17 protein-coding genes are annotated in these 17,063 nt (G+C 62.1%); 8 read left to right on the plus strand and 9 right to left on the minus strand.

Annotation, left to right across the window (positions count from 1 at the left end):
• Positions 1–3: 3 nt before the first annotated feature.
• Both SM763_RS03215 and SM763_RS03220 read left to right on the plus strand, forming a co-directional pair.
• Positions 4–1,428 carry a surface lipoprotein assembly modifier gene (locus SM763_RS03215; RefSeq protein ID WP_347509656.1) on the plus strand — a complete coding sequence of 475 codons (1,425 nt, stop codon included), beginning with the start codon at positions 4–6 and terminating at the stop codon, positions 1,426–1,428.
• A gap of 72 nt (positions 1,429–1,500) precedes the next feature.
• On the plus strand, positions 1,501–1,929 hold the full coding sequence (locus SM763_RS03220; RefSeq protein WP_065270720.1) for a VOC family protein: 429 nt from the start codon (positions 1,501–1,503) through the stop codon (positions 1,927–1,929).
• A 448-nt stretch (positions 1,930–2,377) separates the two neighbouring features.
• On the opposite strand, the gene SM763_RS03225 is transcribed toward SM763_RS03220, so the two are convergent.
• From SM763_RS03225 to SM763_RS03235, 3 genes are all read right to left on the minus strand, one after another.
• Positions 2,378–2,875, minus strand: coding sequence for a MarR family winged helix-turn-helix transcriptional regulator (locus SM763_RS03225; RefSeq protein WP_197492335.1), 498 nt, complete (start codon positions 2,873–2,875; stop codon positions 2,378–2,380).
• Positions 2,876–2,953: 78 nt separating this feature from the next.
• Positions 2,954–3,226, minus strand: coding sequence for a succinate dehydrogenase assembly factor 2 (locus SM763_RS03230; RefSeq protein ID WP_274838493.1), 273 nt, complete (start codon positions 3,224–3,226; stop codon positions 2,954–2,956).
• Positions 3,227–3,242: 16 nt separating this feature from the next.
• Complete coding sequence (locus tag SM763_RS03235; RefSeq protein WP_274828393.1) at positions 3,243–3,641, minus strand: helix-turn-helix domain-containing protein; 399 nt, start codon at positions 3,639–3,641, stop codon at positions 3,243–3,245.
• A 100-nt stretch (positions 3,642–3,741) separates the two neighbouring features.
• On the opposite strand from SM763_RS03235, the gene SM763_RS03240 reads away from it, so the two are divergent.
• Both SM763_RS03240 and SM763_RS03245 read left to right on the plus strand, forming a co-directional pair.
• Positions 3,742–4,944, plus strand: coding sequence for a pyridoxal phosphate-dependent aminotransferase (locus SM763_RS03240; RefSeq protein ID WP_347509655.1), 1,203 nt, complete (start codon positions 3,742–3,744; stop codon positions 4,942–4,944).
• A gap of 16 nt (positions 4,945–4,960) precedes the next feature.
• The gene (locus SM763_RS03245; RefSeq protein ID WP_065270725.1) at positions 4,961–5,371 is read left to right on the plus strand and encodes a hypothetical protein; all 411 of its coding nucleotides are present in this window, start codon (positions 4,961–4,963) and stop codon (positions 5,369–5,371) included.
• A gap of 31 nt (positions 5,372–5,402) precedes the next feature.
• Here SM763_RS03245 and SM763_RS03250 read toward each other — a convergent pair whose 3' ends face one another.
• On the minus strand, positions 5,403–6,755 hold the full coding sequence (locus SM763_RS03250; protein ID WP_347509654.1) for an MATE family efflux transporter: 1,353 nt from the start codon (positions 6,753–6,755) through the stop codon (positions 5,403–5,405).
• Between the two features lie 203 nt (positions 6,756–6,958).
• On the opposite strand from SM763_RS03250, the gene SM763_RS03255 reads away from it, so the two are divergent.
• The gene (locus SM763_RS03255; protein ID WP_347509653.1) at positions 6,959–8,251 is read left to right on the plus strand and encodes an alpha/beta hydrolase family protein; all 1,293 of its coding nucleotides are present in this window, start codon (positions 6,959–6,961) and stop codon (positions 8,249–8,251) included.
• A gap of 64 nt (positions 8,252–8,315) precedes the next feature.
• Here SM763_RS03255 and SM763_RS03260 read toward each other — a convergent pair whose 3' ends face one another.
• The 3 genes from SM763_RS03260 to ppk2 form a co-directional block, all read right to left on the minus strand.
• The gene (locus SM763_RS03260) at positions 8,316–9,272 is read right to left on the minus strand and encodes a nickel/cobalt transporter (protein ID WP_347509652.1); all 957 of its coding nucleotides are present in this window, start codon (positions 9,270–9,272) and stop codon (positions 8,316–8,318) included.
• Between the two features lies 1 nt (position 9,273).
• Positions 9,274–9,927: a DUF1007 family protein gene (locus SM763_RS03265; protein WP_347509651.1), complete on the minus strand. Its 654-nt coding sequence runs from the start codon at positions 9,925–9,927 to the stop codon at positions 9,274–9,276.
• A 73-nt stretch (positions 9,928–10,000) separates the two neighbouring features.
• Positions 10,001–10,939, minus strand: a complete 939-nt coding sequence (gene ppk2 / locus SM763_RS03270; RefSeq protein WP_274828388.1) for a polyphosphate kinase 2 — start codon at positions 10,937–10,939, stop codon at positions 10,001–10,003.
• Positions 10,940–11,104: 165 nt separating this feature from the next.
• Between ppk2 and SM763_RS03275 the strand changes: the two genes are divergently transcribed.
• Positions 11,105–11,983 (plus strand): alpha/beta fold hydrolase, encoded by an 879-nt coding sequence (locus SM763_RS03275; RefSeq protein ID WP_347509650.1) that lies wholly within the window; start codon positions 11,105–11,107, stop codon positions 11,981–11,983.
• A gap of 46 nt (positions 11,984–12,029) precedes the next feature.
• Here the strand turns inward: SM763_RS03275 and SM763_RS03280 are convergent, their stop codons facing one another.
• Both SM763_RS03280 and SM763_RS03285 read right to left on the minus strand, forming a co-directional pair.
• Positions 12,030–12,638 (minus strand): carboxymuconolactone decarboxylase family protein, encoded by a 609-nt coding sequence (locus SM763_RS03280; RefSeq protein ID WP_274838488.1) that lies wholly within the window; start codon positions 12,636–12,638, stop codon positions 12,030–12,032.
• Between the two features lie 76 nt (positions 12,639–12,714).
• Positions 12,715–14,130, minus strand: a complete 1,416-nt coding sequence (locus tag SM763_RS03285; RefSeq protein ID WP_347509649.1) for a pyridoxal phosphate-dependent decarboxylase family protein — start codon at positions 14,128–14,130, stop codon at positions 12,715–12,717.
• 146 nt (positions 14,131–14,276) lie between these two features.
• Between SM763_RS03285 and parE the strand changes: the two genes are divergently transcribed.
• Both parE and SM763_RS03295 read left to right on the plus strand, forming a co-directional pair.
• Positions 14,277–16,235, plus strand: coding sequence for a DNA topoisomerase IV subunit B (gene parE, locus SM763_RS03290; RefSeq protein WP_274835703.1), 1,959 nt, complete (start codon positions 14,277–14,279; stop codon positions 16,233–16,235).
• 40 nt (positions 16,236–16,275) lie between these two features.
• Entirely contained in the window at positions 16,276–16,581 is a 306-nt protein-coding gene (locus SM763_RS03295; protein WP_347509648.1) for a hypothetical protein, read from the plus strand.
• Positions 16,582–17,063 lie beyond the last annotated feature (482 nt).

Genomic DNA, 17,063 nt, shown 5'->3' on the forward strand with positions numbered 1-17,063 from the left:
GTGATGCCGCGCGTTCAGCCGCTCAGCCAAGGTCTGGGCAGGGCTGCACTGGTCCTGCTCTGCGCGACGGTTTCGGCCTCTTTCGGGGCCGTGACCACGGCTGCGCCTTCGGGTGAAACGGTGCTGACCCCGGCTCAGATGCGCGCTGCGGCGACGCAGCTCCTGAAGGTCAGCAATCCAAAACAGGCCATGGCCCTGGCAGAGGCGCTGATCTCACGCGACCCAGAGGACCGCACCGCGCTCCTCATCAAATCGCGGGCAGCGCGGGATCTGGGCGACTATCCCACCGCACGAAAAACAGCCAAACAAGCCTGGTCACTGGCCGAGACCGACAGCGACCGATACGCAGCCGCCCTGATCATGGCGCAAGCGCTGTCCTCGGGCGGGCAACGGACCATGGCGCAGTTCTGGCTGCGCCGCGCCGTGGAACATGCCCCGGACCAACAGCTGGAGCGCCGCGCAGTGCGCGATTTCCGCTATCTGCGCGCCAGCACCCCCTGGCTGCACCGGTTTTCCTTTTCGGTTTCTCCTGAATCCAACATCAACAACGGCTCCTCCGAGCGGTCCTCGTTCCTGAATTACGAACTGGCAGAGGTGCTGCTGGGACAGCCCGTCGAATTTGAACTGGGCGGCACCCAGATGGCGCTCTCTGGGATCGAATACGCCGTGGGCCTGCACTCTCGCTACCGGTTCCATGAAACCGCAACTCGGGCGCATGACGTCGCTTTCTCATTGGATGCGCGTAGTTATACCCTCTCTTCCGAAGCCAAGGCGCAGGCGCCCGGCGCCGAGGGCAACGACTTTGCCTTTGCCACCTATCAGATCGGCTATGGCCTGCGTGGCATCAATCTGGACCGTAGGGGCGAATTCCGCGTCGCCGCCGATCTGGGGCAAAGCTGGTACGGCGGTGAGGAATACGCCCGCTTCCTGCGCCTCTCTGCCGGGCAAAGCTACAAGCTGGACCGCAGCCGCCGGATCAACGCGCGCCTGTCGCATGAAATTCAGGACGGTGTCGCGACCAGCGACCAGGACACCTGGCGCGCAGATCTTTCCTACAGCTTCAAGCTGCCCTCTGGCGCAACGCTCTGGACCAACCTGTCTGTGGCCGGGGCAACGTCAAACTATGCCCCCGACGAATTTGAGGAGGTCGGCCTGCGCACCCAGCTGACGCTGGGCAAGCCGATCCTCGGCGCGACGGCGCAATTTGGTCTTTGGGGGCGGATCCGGGATTATGACGTCTCCCCGCACAGCCCGGACGGGCGCCACGATGACCGCTACCAGGCAGATGTCTCGCTCACCTTCAACAAGATTGATTACTACGGTTTCAACCCGACGGTCAGCATTTCAGCATCCAAGCTCGACAGCAATATCGGCCTCTATGAATCGCATCGCTTCGGCGTGAACTTCGGCATTCAGTCGGCTTTCTGACCCCCGCCCCCTCGACTTTCCGGACCTGAAGGTTACTGTCGGCCCGAACGTGATCAGATCAGGGAAAATCACATGCCCCTTACCTATTTGCACACTATGGTCCGCGTTAAGGACCTTGAGAAATCCATGGCCTTTTACAAGCTTCTGGGCCTTGTAGAGACGCGCCGCTATGACAGTGAGCAAGGCCGGTTCTCTCTCATCTTCCTCGCGCCTCCGGGTCAGGAAGATGCCCCGATCGAGCTGACCTACAACTGGGATGGTGACGACGGACTGCCGAGCGACAGCCGCCATTTCGGCCATCTCGCCTATGGCGTCGATAACATTTACGAGATGTGCCAGCACCTGATGGACAATGGCGTCACCATCAACCGCCCGCCGCGCGACGGGCGCATGGCCTTTGTGCGTTCCCCCGACAATATCTCGGTCGAGCTGCTGCAGAACGGTGAAGCTCTGGAACCGGCAGAGCCCTGGGCTAGTATGGAAAGCTCCGGGCATTGGTAAAGCCAGCAGCCCTCCGGCTGCTGGACCAGAGTACAGGAGCCGGTTCAGGACACCAGAACAGAACACGTGAAAAAGGCGGCCCCGTTCCCGGGGCCGCCTTTTTCTGTTTTTGTCGCCTTTATTGTCGCTCAGCGCCGCGGTGATCTGCGGGCAGCGCGTGTACCTCTTTACGCCCCCTGCCGTGTTCGGTCTGTCGGGGCCTTGATCTTTACTGGCTAAACACCGTTTCCCTTTGGGGCCATGTATTGATCTGTTGAGGCATTCTTGCCTGTGCGACACTCACCCTCGCGGCTGAGCTCCTGTAGGTCGCAAACGGTTCACTCTTGAATTCTTCAAGTCGGGGTTTTGGCTGCGTTTTACAGCCGTACTAGGGTCTTCTTAACAGGTAGATCGAGCAGCCTTTCTGGCTGCATGGCAGCGGCCTTGGACCAAACGGTCCAGCACCAAATCAGTAGATGTAGCGGATCTGGTCAGACCAGTAGCGCTCCACACGTTTCAGCGAGGCGGTAATGTCTGCAATACCCTCTCCGCTGATGACACCTTTGCCTTCCAGGCCTTCTGCGTGACGCGAGAACAGCCCCGCCACGATATCGCGGATTTCCCGGCCACGCGGCGTCAGACGCACACGCACCGACCGGCGGTCGATTTCGCAGCGCTGGTGATGCATGTATCCCATGTCGACCAGCTTTTTCAGGTTGTAGCTAACGTTGCTACCTTGATAGTAGCCACGCGTCTTCAGTTCGCCAGCGGTGACTTCATTGTCGCCGATGTTGAACAGTAATAGCGCCTGGACGGCGTTGATTTCCAGAACGCCTACGCGTTCAAATTCATCCTTGATCACATCCAGCAACAACCGGTGCAGACGTTCTACCAGCGCCAGTGCTTCAAGGTAGCCAGTCATGAACCCTTTTCGGTCCTGCTGGCCAATTGGCAATTCCATACTCATTCGCATCTCCGACTCGAATTTGCTGAGAGACAGAATGCCTACAATTTCCGAAAAATCAGTTAAGCTGAATTTTTATGATTATTGATAGGTTTGCGCAATGTGTTGAACCAGCTCGGAAAACGCTTCGGGTGCCGGGACCTGCCCCGTAACCCATTGATATAAATCTTGATCATTTTCATGAAGCAGCCGGTCATAGAGGTCGAGATCCGCCTCTGACATGGCCGCGAGGTTGGCCTCAGCATAAGCGGACAGAAGAATATCCATCTCTTTGATTCCACGCCGCATCGACCGCATCTGCAAACGCTTCAGCCGGTTTTCGCGTGTTTCTGCCCCAGGGGTCTGTCCGCTCATGTGAGTCGCTCTCGTCTTATTGTGCTGCGTTCTGTAGCAGGTTCCGCAGTTTCTTTTCCAGACGCGCAGCGCGGTCCGAACCGGCGCGCAGCTCGGCGCGCAACTCGCGCAGCTCGCTAAGCACGGAAGAGAAATCGCCAGCTTCCAGTTCCAGCTCGCCCGGCTCGGGCATGCCGTCGCCTTCGCCCGTCAGCAGCCAGGTCATCGACACGTTCAGCAAGCCGGACATCATCGACAGTTTATTGGCGCGCGGCTCGGACAGGTCCTGTTCCCAGCCCGACAGGGTGCTTTTCTTGACGCCCAGACGCCGCGACAGCTGGCCCTGGGTCATGCCTGCCGCCTCTCTTGCAGCTGCCACGCGGTCGCCGAACGTCGCGGCCTCCGGTCCGAACCAGTCTGTTGTATCGTTGGCCATTTTGGCTCTCCCTTAATTGAACGCGCCAATGCCGCTTGATCGCGATTTGGCCGCACCCTATGACAGTTAACAGCAACATACAAACCGGGGCCACTCCGCCATGTCTTTTCTGTCAGCAACACTTTCTCGCGTAAAACCGTCACCCTCGATCGCCATCAGCACCCTTGCCGCCGAGCTGAAGGCGCAGGGGCGCGATGTGATCGGTCTGAGCGCCGGTGAGCCGGATTTCGACACGCCCCAGAACATCAAAGACTCCGCCGTCGCTGCCATCGCGGCGGGCAAGACGAAATACACAGCCCCAGACGGCATTCCCGAGCTGAAACAGGCGATCTGCGCCAAGATGAAGCGCGATCACGGGCTGGATTATACCCCGAAACAGGTCTCGGTCGGCACCGGCGGCAAACAGACGCTTTATAATGCGCTGATGGCGACGCTGAACCCGGGCGACGAGGTGATCATCCCGGCGCCTTACTGGGTCAGCTACCCCGACATGGTGCTGCTGGCTGGCGGAACCCCGGTCCCGGTCGAAGCCTCGCTGGAAAGCGATTTCAAACTGACGCCCGAGCAGCTGGAAGCCGCAATCACCCCGAAGACCAAGTGGTTCATCTTCAACTCGCCCTCCAACCCCAGCGGTGCGGGCTATAACCGGGCCGAGCTGAAGGCGTTGACCGACGTCCTGATGCGCCATCCGCATGTTTGGGTGATGACCGATGACATGTATGAACACCTGGTCTTTGACGGGTTCGAATTCTGCACCCCTGCCGAGGTGGAGCCGGGCCTTTACGAGCGGACCCTCACCTGCAACGGCGTGTCCAAGGCTTATGCCATGACCGGCTGGCGCATCGGTTATGCCGCAGGTCCCGAACATCTGATCGCCGCCATGCGCAAGGTGCAGTCGCAATCCACCTCGAACCCCTGCTCGATCAGTCAATGGGCCGCAGTCGAGGCGCTGAACGGTCCGCAGGATTTCATTGCCGAAAACAACGTCGCCTTCAAACGCCGCCGCGATCTGGTGGTGGCTGCGCTGAATGATATCGACGGGATCACCTGCCCAACGCCCGAAGGCGCCTTCTACGTCTACCCCTCCATCGCCGGACTTATTGGCAAGACCACGCCCAAGGGCACCGTCATCAGCGATGACGAAGCCTTCGCCACCGCGCTCCTGGAAGAGCAGGATGTGGCCGTGGTCTTTGGCGCGGCATTCGGTCTGTCCCCGAATTTCCGCATCAGCTACGCCACCTCGGACGAAGCGCTGGTAGAGGCCTGCCGCCGCATCAAAAGCTTCTGCGACACCCTCAGCTGAACCGGAGAGACCGCCTATGTCCGCTGCGCTGCCCGAGTATTACTTCCGTGTCCGCGAAAATGGGGCGTTCGTGTTCCGTGTGGATACGGAGAACCGCCAGCGCCGGATCGACATGGATCAGATCGCCGTTGTGAACACACGCAACGGCGAGATCCGCCCACATGGGGACCGCCAGCTTTCCGCGCGCGACATGGAGGCAATCGAGACCTGGATGGCCGACCGCATTGCCACGCTGGCGCGGCGGGACATTGATGATATCCACCGGGCGGTGGACCATTTGAACCTCACCGCCCATTGGGTGCAAAGCAAGGCCACCGACGAACAGCTGGATGAAGTCTCGGATGCATTGTTAATGGCGATGCACGACCTGCGCTCGGTTCTGGTCCGCAAGAAGGCCGACCAGCTGATGAAATCTCGCAAGGACTAAACCGGCCCGTCGCCGTTTCCCGTGGCCCTGATCAGATCGCGGCGGCAGGTACCCTATGGGCGGCCTGACGCCAGAACCGGATTAGCAGGAAGAACCCGGCACAGCTGAGCCCCAGCGCCAGCCCGTACCAGACCCCGACACCGCCCCAGCCAAAGGTAAAGCCGAACAGGTAGGAGGCCGGGATGCCGACCACCCAATAACTGAGCGCGGCGATCACCATCGGAACGCCGGTGTCCTGCACCCCGCGCAACAGCCCCAGAACCACCACCTGCATGCCGTCCATCAGCTGAAACAGCGCCGCCGCGGCCAACAGCCCGGCCCCGATAAGCAGGATTTGCGGTTTGTCTGGATCCTCGGTACCCAGAAACAGCGAAATCAGCGGATCCGGCGCGGTCAGGAACAGGATGATCGTCGCAACCGACATGGCCAGCGACAGGGCGATTACCACCTTCGCCCCGCGGGCCATATGTGGCCAGTCGCGGCGCCCATAGGCGTTGCCGGACCGGATCGTCGCCGCATTGCTGAGACCGAGGTGCACCATGAAGGTGAGGCCCGACAGCGTGATCGCAATCCCATGCGCCGCCAACGTGGCCGTGCCCAGCCAGCCCATCATCATCGCAGAGGCGGTGAACAGGCTGATCTCGCTGAGATTGGTCAGCCCGATCGGCACGCCAAGGCGGAAGACCTCGCGCAACATCTCCCAGTCGGGGCGGTGAAAATTACGCATCAGCTCGTGCTCGGCCAACGCCTTCAGGGCATATGCAAGCACTGCCACCAGCGACACAAGCTGCGTCAGCACCGAGGCAATCGCCGCACCCGTAATGCCCAGCTCTGGCGCGCCCCAGTGGCCAAAGATCAGCGCATAGTTCACCACGGCATTGACGAGAGCCGCCAGCACCGTAACCCAAAGCACGACCTGCGTGCGCTCCAGCGCCGCCAGATAGGATTTCAGCACCATCACCAGGAGCGCCGGGAACAGCCCCCAGCCTGCAATACGCAGATAGGCCGAGGCATCCGCCGCCACCCCCGGTTTCTGCCCCAGCATCAACAACAACGGCTCGGAATACCACAGCACCGGCATTGCCAGAACGCCGTAGGCCAGCGACAGCCACAGCCCCATGCGGGTGGAGCGTCGGATCTGGCGCTCTTCCCCAGCGCCTGCTGCGGCCGCCACCAGCGGCATCACGGCAAAGGCAAAGCCGGCCCCCAGCATGAAAAAGACAAAGAAACAGGATCCGGCCAGCGTCACCGCCGCCAGTTCATCGACGCCATACCAACCCAGCATGATGGTATCGGTCATGTTGATCGAGAACTGGGCCACATGGCCGCCGATCAGGGGCAGGCCCAGAACCGCCACGGCCCGGGCATGTGCACGATATGTCATCACAGTTTCCATGCTCTCGCATTAGGGCCACCCGCCCCCTCTGGCAAGAGGTTACGTCTCATCTTGAAACGTTCCTCCCTGGCTGCCAGTCCAACACTGCCAAACCCGAATGACGCAGTGTCACGCGGAAATTGCACAACATCCGCTACACATGTCGTGACCACGGGCTACCGTGGGGCCATTGGTTTCAACAGGAGAGCATTATGCGCGAACAGATTGCAGCGATCGGACTTGCGGCGGGACTGGCTGCGGGCACGGCGGCAGTGGCCGAAAACCGGATTGACCGGATCCGCCCCGATGCGCCCGAACTGGCGGCCTTTGGACCCCATCCGATCGGGGTACAGACGCTGACCTTCACCCACCCTGGACAACACGACATCCTCAATACAACGGCCGACAGTCAGCCGATCTATGACCGCCCTCTGACAGTCGAAGTCTGGTATCCGGCCGCGCCCGGCACCGAACCTGGCGGCAGCTATCGCACCGTCCTGCGTGATGGTGCGACCGAAGTCACGTTGCAGGGCCGTGCCGCCCGCGCGGCAGAGCCCGCAACCGGCACCCGCTATCCGCTGGTGGTGATCTCTCACGGCTATCCCGGCAACCGCTTCCTACTGTCGCATCTGGGCGAAAACCTGGCCTCCAAAGGCTATGTGACCGTCTCCATCGACCATACCGACAGCACTTACTCCGATCAGGCGGCCTTTGGCTCGACCCTGCTGAACCGCCCCATCGACCAGAGGTTCGTTATCGATCAGATGGCCGCCCTCGACGGCCCGCTGGGCGCCATCACCGATGTCTCGCAGACCGGCGTAATCGGCTATTCCATGGGAGGCTACGGTGCGCTGATCTTTGCCGGGGCGGGCGTGACCCAGGCCTCGACCGAATACAGCTGGGGTACGCCCGCCGGGCTGCTGTCGCGGCACCTGGCCGGATCGGACAGCCACAAGGCGCTGGTGGACGAGCGGGTCAAGGCGGTGATCTCCATCGGTCCCTGGGGCATGAACACCGGGTTCTGGGATGCCACCGGGCTGGCAGGCGTGGAAAAGCCAGTGATGATGATGGCAGGCAGCGCCGATGATGTGTCGAAATACCCCGCCATGCGGCAGATCTTCGAAGGCATGGTCAACACCGACCGGCATCTTCTGACCTTTGAGGCAGCCAACCACAATGCCGCCGCGCCGATGCCCGCCCCGATCGAAAGCTGGCAACCGGTGGAAACGCTCGATTTCGTGCCGTTTGAACACTATGCGGATGCGGTCTGGGACACCAACCGGATGAACAATATCGCACAGCATTTCGCCACGGCCTTCATGGATCTGCACCTGAAAGGCGCCGAGGACAAAGCCGCGTATCTGGAGCTGATCCCGCGCGCGGCGGATGGCGTCGTCGACACGGACGATGCGGGCAAGGAAGGCCCCGGTCATACCTATTGGAAAGGCTTTGCACCGCGCACCGCGCAGGGGCTGACTCTTGAAACCCTGCCCAAGGGCGAATAGTCACTTAGACAGCCAAGCCCCGCTGCCGGAGCAACCGGCTGGCGGGGCTGATCAGAACGACAGATCAGATCGCCCGCAACATGATCTGAACTGCCAGAAGCGCGATTACCCCTCCGGCCAGCAATTCAAGCCCCGCCGCCAGAGCCAGCGCGCCGCGCCCCTGCATCCGGTCCAGTGCGCCCTGTCGCAGGCTGACCGAGGCAATGGCCACCGCCACAGTCACACTGGCCGTGCCCAGCCCCATGGCAAAGGCCCCGGCGATCCCGGCGGGTAGCACATCCATGCGCCATGTCACCAAGAGAAGGAACACCGCGCCGGTACAGGGACGCAGCGCCACCGCGCCGATAATCGCCAGCGCATCGCGCAGCCCGTGAACCTGTGCCGCCTCTTCCAACGTCGGACCATGCCGGTGACCGCAGCTTGGGCAGGCATCTGCTGAATGATCGTGATCATGGTCGTGGCTGTGCATATGGCCATGGTCACAGGCCGCGACCAGCCCATCCACCTTCGCAGCAGAAGGATTTTGCCGCGCGCGCAGCAGGCGGCGCGTCCCGCGCTGGAACAGGTACACGCCCACCAGCGCGATCAGACCATAGGACAGCGGCGCCAGAACCTCCTCTGCGATGCTGGTCATGCGCTCCCGGCCCCAGTCCATCACGGTCAGGCCGCCTGCGACCAGCACAACCGCCGTCGCCGCCTGCGCCAGCGAGGAGGCCACCGCCAGCGCCGCCAACCGCCCCATGGCCACCGAGCGGTCCATACCGTAGCCGCCGATCACCAGCTTCCCGTGCCCCGGCCCTGCTGCGTGAAAGAACCCGTAGGCGAAACAGAGCGACAATAGCGAGATCAGCGCACCCGGTTGACCGGCCTTTAGCGCCCGCAGGCCCCGCGCCAGCGCCGATTGCGCCTCGCGCTGGCCAGAGGCCGCCCAGCGCGCCACATCCTGCGCCCCGCCAAATCCCCAAAGCCAGATCGCAATGACAAGGACCGCGAGTGCGGCGATTGCTGTAAGGACCCGCATCTCAGTCCCCGCAGATCAGCTGCACTGTATCGGCAAAGGCCTCTCCGACCTCCGGATAGGCGGCCTCAGCTTGATCAGCAGGCATGGCGTAAAGCAGTTCTTCGACCAGCGTGTAGGCACGGTCGAGATCCGGTTCGGTTATTTCGGCCCGGCACCCTGCCCCGACCGACACGCCCTGGTTGACCGTATAGGCCGTGTAGTAAGTGGGATCATAGGCCCGGATCACAACGGCCTCCGCCGGGACCGGCGCCTTCAGTCCGCGCCGGTGGCGGGTGGTGATCCGCCCGTCCACCACTTCGGTCGACAGGTGTTCTGGCGCCGTCAGGGCCAACGACGCGTCGTTCCGGGTCAGGTAGGTGTCCCCGGCATAGCCTGCGCTCCAATTGAGATCAAAGCCTTTGAGGCGCGCCAGTTCATCGTCGGTCAGGACGCCGTCCGCATCCGGGTCCAGCCCCAGATCCTCGAAAATTAGCAGCGAATAGAATTCGTCATAGGCCCAAGTGACCTCGACCGCCTCAAGCGCCCCGCCCGCGCCAATCTGCACCGCCAGACCGGTATCCACAAAGATATGCGGATGCGCCTGCACAGCAGCAGGCGCAAGAGCGGCCCAGGTGGCAAAGACCGGCCCTGCAAGGCGTTTTTGCAGCGTTTTCATGTCCTTTGGTTTAGCCGCAAGCCCCGCTCCCAACAAGACGGCATCCCGCCGCGCCAAGGTGGATCGGCAAAGGTCAGCGCAGCCGGGAATTGGGGTGCAGCGCCTTGCCTAGAATATGGTCCGAGCGGTGGATCACATGATGTGCCTGACCGATGATCAGCGGATCCGGCGCCGTGGCGATTTCAGGGTCCTTTCCAGGATAATCCAGCGTGCTGAGGAAATGGCGCATGCAGTTCAGCCGCGCCCGTTTCTTGCAGTTGGATTTCACCACCGTCCACGGCGCATCTGCGGTGTCGGTGTAAAAGAACATCGCCTCTTTCGCCTCGGTATAGTCATCCCATTTGTCCAGCGAGGCCTTGTCGATCGGTGACAGCTTCCACTGTTTCAGCGGATCAGTCTCGCGCGATTTGAACCGGCGCAGCTGTTCGTCCTGCGTCACCGAGAACCAGTATTTGTAAAGTCGGATACCCGAGCGCACCAGCATCTGTTCCAGATCCGGTGTTTGGCGCATGAACTCCAGATATTCGCTCGGCTCGCAAAAGCCCATCACCCGCTCGACCCCGGCGCGATTGTACCAGGAGCGGTCATAAAGCACGATCTCGCCGCTGGTGGGCAGGTGTTGCAGGTAGCGTTGGAAATACCATTGCCCGCGCTCTTCGTCGGTCGGCTTGTTCAGCGCCACGACGCGTGCATGGCGGGGGTTCAGGTGCTCGGTAAAGCGTTTGATCGTGCCGCCCTTGCCCGCCGCATCACGCCCTTCGAACAGCATGACGAACTTTTCCCCTGTCTCCAGCGCCCAGTGCTGCACCTTCAGAAGCTCCGCCTGCAGCTTTGCCTTCTCTTCTTCATAGGCTTTGCGGGCCATTTTGCGGGCATAGGGATACTTGCCACTCTCAAAGGCGCGGCGGATTTCCTCAGGCGCGGGCGGGCGCGGCGTAGCGCCTGGCTGGGGGGTGCTGGTGTTCGCGGCGGCTGGCCCTGCGGGAACTGGCTGTGCGGGGGGTGTGGACATATGGAACTCCTTACAATCACATTTGCCGCCAGCTTAACGGCTTTGCTGCGCGAGCGCGCTGACCTGTATCAAAGGACCGGCGCAAATTGGGTGTCACGTGACGAAATCGTTGCGCCCTGTGCGGTCTGGCATCAGCCTGTTCTTGATAGCGCGGAGGATTTCAGCATGCAGGCAGGTTTCGAGACACTGAACGGCAAAGCCTTTTTCGTCCGCCGCTGGGGCGACCCTGCCCTGCCGCCACTGCTGATGCTGCACGGGTTTCCCGAATATGGCGGCGCCTGGCAGGAACTGGCCGAACGCCTGTGCCACAGGTTTCACTGCATCGCACCGGATCAGCGCGGATATGGCCAAAGCTGGGCACCGCAGGACGTAGGCGACTACGCCACCTCCAGACTGGTCACAGACATGGCGAATCTGATCCCTACGACCGGCGCCCCGGTCACCGTGCTGGGACACGACTGGGGCGCGGCAGTTGCCTATGGCCTGGCGATGTTCCGACCCAATCTGGTGTCGCGGCTGATCATCGCCAATGGTGTGCACCCCGTGCCCTTCCAGCGGGCGCTGGCTGCCGGTGGACCACAGGCCGCCGCCTCGCAATACATCGCGGACCTGCGGCGCGACGGATCGGAGGCAGATCTAATGGCCAATGATTTCGAAAAGCTACTGGCCCTGTTTGGTGCCCCGATGGATATGAGCTGGCTCAGCGGTGAACGGCTGGAGGCCTACAATGTGGAATGGTCCCGCCCCGGACGCCTTCGCGGCATGGTGAACTGGTACCGAGCCTCGCCCTTGCAACTGGCCCAGCCCGGCAGCCCGACCCCAATGCCGGACCTGCCGCTGAACCGGTTGCAGGTTCCCCAGCCGCACCTGCTGATCTGGGGCGCGGATGACAGCGCCCTTTTGCCCGAAGCGACCGAGGGGCTTGAGGAGTTCGCCCCCAACCTGACACGCATCACCCTGGGGGGCTGCGATCACTGGCTGCACCATCAAAGACCCGATGAGATGAGCCATGCGATCCTGACATGGTCAGAGCAAAGCGTCTGACGCGGGACTGGATCGCAGGCGCATCTGTCTTGCGTCTCGTCGCGGCTTACTTGTGCCCCCAGTCGTTCGGATCTTCCGAATTGTTGGGGCTGAGGCCCAGCACATCGCCATCGGTCGAGCAGCCAAGCCCCAGAACGGTCCGGTTGGCGTAGGAAAAATAGGCTGTGACCTGATTGATTTCGAGGATCTCCCCATCGTCAAACCCGGCATTGCGCATCGCCTGAATGTCGGATTGCTCAACACTCGCAGGCGCCTCGGTCAGCTTGCGCGCATAGCCCATCGCAACCTTCTGCGCAGGCTCCAGCGGTGCCGCCTCGGGATCGCGCGCCTCGATCGCAGCCCGGATAGCCAGACCGCGTTCTTCGTCCTGCAACAGGCGCTGCAACCCGGCAAAGTGATGCTCGACGCAATAGGCGCAGTCATTCAGAGAAGAAATCCAGACGCCAAGCACCTCCAAGAACCACTTGGGAATGGTGTTGCCGGTGTGGTGCAGGACGTTCTTGTAGATCGCCATATGCCCTTCCATCGAATGCGGGCGCAGGCTGTGCACCATCATGATGTTATCGACATTACCGCCCGGCCCGGTCACCCGGTCGTAAAGTTTCTTCAGCTTCCCGGTGGCCTCGTCAAAGGGGACGGTTCTGATCCACGCCATATGCACTCTCCTCTTGCTTTGCGGCAGCTTAACCAACCGCAGCGCCGGGGAAAGAGGTAAAGCCGAAACGAAGTGATCACAAATCGGACAGTTCTGCCCGGCGCGCCACCGCGGCAATGGCCGCAGTGATATCCTCGTCCCGCGTGCGGTGGTTCGTCAGCGCGGCGCGCAGCAGGACCCGGTCCCCCATGCGTGTGGTGGAAAATACCGCTTCGCCGCTTTCCTGCAGGTCCTGGGCGATTGCAGTATTAAGCCGCGTTTGCTCCGCAGCAGGCAGATCCTTCCGCGCGGTGAAGACGCAGACGTTCGACACCACCGCAGCGCCCAGCGCCATGCGCGGCTGTTTCTCGACCTCATCGGCCATCAGAGCCGCAAGTCGGCAGTTGTCGGTGATCGCTGCAGCAAGCGCCTCTTCACCATGCATTTCCAGCGCGCACCAGACCTTGAGGCCCCGATTGCCGCGTGACAGATCGATGCCATAGTCGCAGAACCACGGATCGCCGCCTGCCAACCCGCGTTCACCGCCCTCCAGATAGGCTGGGCGGGCGGCAAAGGCGGCGCGATGGGCGGCCTCATCCGCGATCAAAACCAGACCGCAGTCATAGCCCACATACATCCATTTATGGAAATCGAGCGCTATACTGTCGGCACGTCCGATCCCGTTGCTGAGGCCGCGCCATGGCTCCGCCGCGATGCGCGTCCAGGCGCCAAAGGCCCCGTCCACATGCAGCCACAGCCCGTGATCCACTGCCAGATCCGCAAGAGATTCGAGATCGTCGAACAGGCCCAGATCCACAGAGCCAGCAGTCCCGACAAGGAGGACGGGAACCGCACCTGCTTCCCGGTCCGCCGCGATCATGTCGGTCAGCGCCGCGGGGTCCATCTGCCCGTCCACCAGTGGCACCTGCCGCAGGTTCTCCGCGCCCACCCCGATCAGCTCCAGCGCCTTGCGGGTCGCATTATGCACCCCGACGCCTGCATAGGCCGTGAGCCGCACCGCGCCCTGCCCTGTCTGGCGCACCTCGGGCAAGGCCCGCACCCGCGCGGCCTGAAAGGCAATCACTGTTGCCTGCGACGTGCCCGTGGTCAGAACGCCACTGGCGCCCTCTGGCATCCCCATCCGGCGGCGTGTCCAGTCGATCACAGCGCGCTCCATGTAAACCGCACCATGATCGCGCCCGCCGACATTGGCGTTGACCACCGCGCCCGCCATGCCCGCGATCAGGTCGGAGGCCATCCCAGAGCCCTGCACCCAGCCCCAGAACCGGGGATGCACGTTGCCGCCATGATGCGGCAATACATCCCGCTCGATCCGTCCCACCAGATCACCGCCCTGCCCGATCCGATAGCGCGCAGGCAGATCACCGGGAACCGGTTGCCAGGGACGGTCACGGATCTGTTCCAGCTGGTCCAGCGATGCCTCCAGCATCCGGTGCGCCTCGGCACGGAATGCGGTCCAATCCTTTGGGTCCAGCCCATCACCCTTGCTCATGCCCGTCCCCTCTCTCGCGCGATTTGCCTCCTTACATGGCACAGCGCCGCAGGGTTATCCACAGGCCCCGTCGCCCTCTTCCCCGCGGCGCTGACACCTGCCATAATGCCCCTTAACCAAAAGCAACCAAGAGCAGCCCGAAACAGATGGCCAACGATCTCCTGAGCACGCCTGACGCCGAAACCTATGACGCCTCCTCGATCGAGGTTCTGGAGGGGCTTGAACCCGTCCGCCAGCGGCCCGGCATGTATATCGGCGGCACGGACGAACGCGCGCTGCACCACATGGTGGCCGAGATCCTCGACAACTCGATGGACGAGGCGGTCGCCGGCCATGCCAACCGGATCGAGGTCGAGCTGCACGCCGATTACTCGGTCACCATCCGTGACAACGGCCGCGGCATCCCGATCGACCCGCACCCCAAGTTTCCCGACAAATCCGCGCTTGAGGTGATCCTCTGTACCCTGCACGCGGGCGGCAAATTCTCGGGCAAGGCCTATCAGACCTCGGGCGGCCTGCACGGGGTTGGCTCCTCGGTGGTGAACGCCCTGTCTGATCTGATGGTCGTGCAGGTGGCCAAGAACAAGGAACTGTTCGAACAACGGTTCTCCCGCGGGATCCCGCAGGGGCCGGTTGAAAAGGTCGGTGCCGCCCCCAACCGGCGCGGCACATCGGTCACCTTCCACGCGGATGAGCAGATCTTTGGCTCGCACCGCTTCAAGCCCAAGCGGCTGATGACGCTGGTGCGCTCCAAGGCCTACCTGTTCTCGGGCGTGGAAATCCGCTGGAAATCCGCCATCGACGACGGTGAAACCCCGACCGAGGCGACCTTCCACTTCCCCGGCGGGCTCAGGGATTACCTCTCCGAGGTGCTGGGTAAGGCCACGACCTATGCCGATGCGCCTTTTGGCGGCAAGGTGGAGTTCCGCGAAAAATTCGGCGAGCCGGGCTATGTGGAATGGGCGATCAACTGGACGCCCGCCCGCGACGGCTTCATCCAGAGCTACTGTAACACCGTCCCCACCCCTGAAGGCGGCACCCATGTCGCCGGTTTCTGGGCCGCGATCCTGAAAGGCATCAAGGCCTATGGCGAGCTGGTCGGCAACAAGAAGGCCACGCAGATCTCGCGCGAAGACCTGATGACCGGGGGCTGCGCGCTGGTTTCCTGCTTTATCGCGGACCCCGCATTCGTCGGCCAGACCAAGGACCGCCTGTCGACCGAAAGCGCCAGCAAGATGGTGGAAAACTCGGTCCGCGACCACTTTGACAACTGGTTGGCCGCCGATACCAAATCGGCCGGCGCCATCCTCGATTTCCTGATCCTGCGGGCCGAGGAGCGCCTGCGCCGCAAGCAGGAGAAAGAGACCCAGCGCAAGAGCGCCACCAAGAAACTGCGCCTGCCGGGTAAGCTGACCGATTGTACGTCAAAAGACCGGCGCGGCACCGAGCTGTTCATCGTCGAGGGCGACTCGGCCGGTGGCTCGGGCAAGGGCGCGCGCAGCCGTGAATATCAGGCGTTGCTGCCGCTTAAGGGTAAGATCCTGAACGTTCTGGGCGCGGCTTCTAACAAGCTGGGATCGAACCAGGAGATCAGCGACCTGTGCGAGGCGCTGGGGGTTGGCCTTGGCACCAAGTTCAACCTCGATGATCTGCGCTATGACAAGATCATCATCATGACCGATGCGGATGTCGACGGCGCGCATATCGCCTCGCTGCTGATGACCTTCTTCTTCACCCAGATGCGCCCGCTGATCGATGGCGGTCACCTCTACCTCGCCTGCCCGCCCCTGTTCCGCCTAACGCAAGGCGCGAAACGGGTCTATTGCCTGGATGAGGCAGAGCGGGACAAATGGCTGGAAAAGGGTCTGGGCGGCAAGGGCAAGATCGATGTCTCCCGCTTCAAGGGTCTGGGTGAAATGGATGCCAAGGACCTGAAAGAGACCACGATGGACCCCAAGACCCGCAAGCTGATCCGGGTGACGATTGACGAGGACGAACCGGGCGAGACCGGCGATCTGGTGGAGCGTCTGATGGGCAAGAAACCCGAACTGCGGTTCCAGTATATTCAGGAGAACGCGAAGTTCGTGGAGGAGTTGGATGTTTGAGGTGTTGGTCTCATACAATTCAGAATTGAGGTAAGCACCGATGGGTGACAGCAGCCATTACTCCGAGTCCATTGCCCGACTTGAAAAGGCAGTGGACTTGCGCGAGCGTCTCCCGGACAATGTTGAACTCCTGCGATCAGAAGTGGAGACCTTGTCTGCTCAATCATCGGAGCAGTCCCAACAGATGGATCGCATAATTGAACTTCTAGAGCGAAATAGTGAGATTCTAGAAAGCATTGACCACGCTCATTATTACAAGGTCCGCCCCGAAAGTGTCCAATTGACGCGCATTATTATCCTCCTTGTTGTGATAGCGGCAATTGGACTAGCCTCGCTCTTTCTCTGAGCACCTCGCGTCGAACTCACCAAGACTGACACACGGCCCGTGCCTGACCTTGGGGAGGCGTGAAGCGCCTTCCCGGGGGGAAGGTCAGGCGCGGGCCGTGCGGCTAACGCCCCACGTCCCAAGGGGCCACCTTGCAGGCGTTGCATCTTGGGGAAAGCGTTTCAGCGATGGGCTCCGCCCGTTCTTACCCCAAACAGTGCCCCGCACTGTTTGCCGCTGCGCGGTCCGGGACGAACTCCCGGGGGGAAGGTCAGGCGCGGGCCGTACCGCTGCGCGCCACGCCCCAAGGGGATACCCTGCAGGCATTGCATCTTGGGGAAGGCGTTTCAGCGATGGGCTCCGCCCGTTCTTACCCCAAACAGTGTCCCGCACTGTTTGCCGCTGCGCGGTCCGGGACGAACTCCCGGGGGAAGGTCAGGCGCGGGCCGTGCGGCTGACGCCTCACGCCCCAAGGGGCTACCTTGCAGGCGGTGTATCTTGGG

It is taken from the genome of Pseudophaeobacter sp. C1-32P7 (assembly GCF_041008775.1).
Classification (GTDB): Bacteria; Pseudomonadota; Alphaproteobacteria; order Rhodobacterales; family Rhodobacteraceae; genus Phycobacter; species Phycobacter gallaeciensis_A.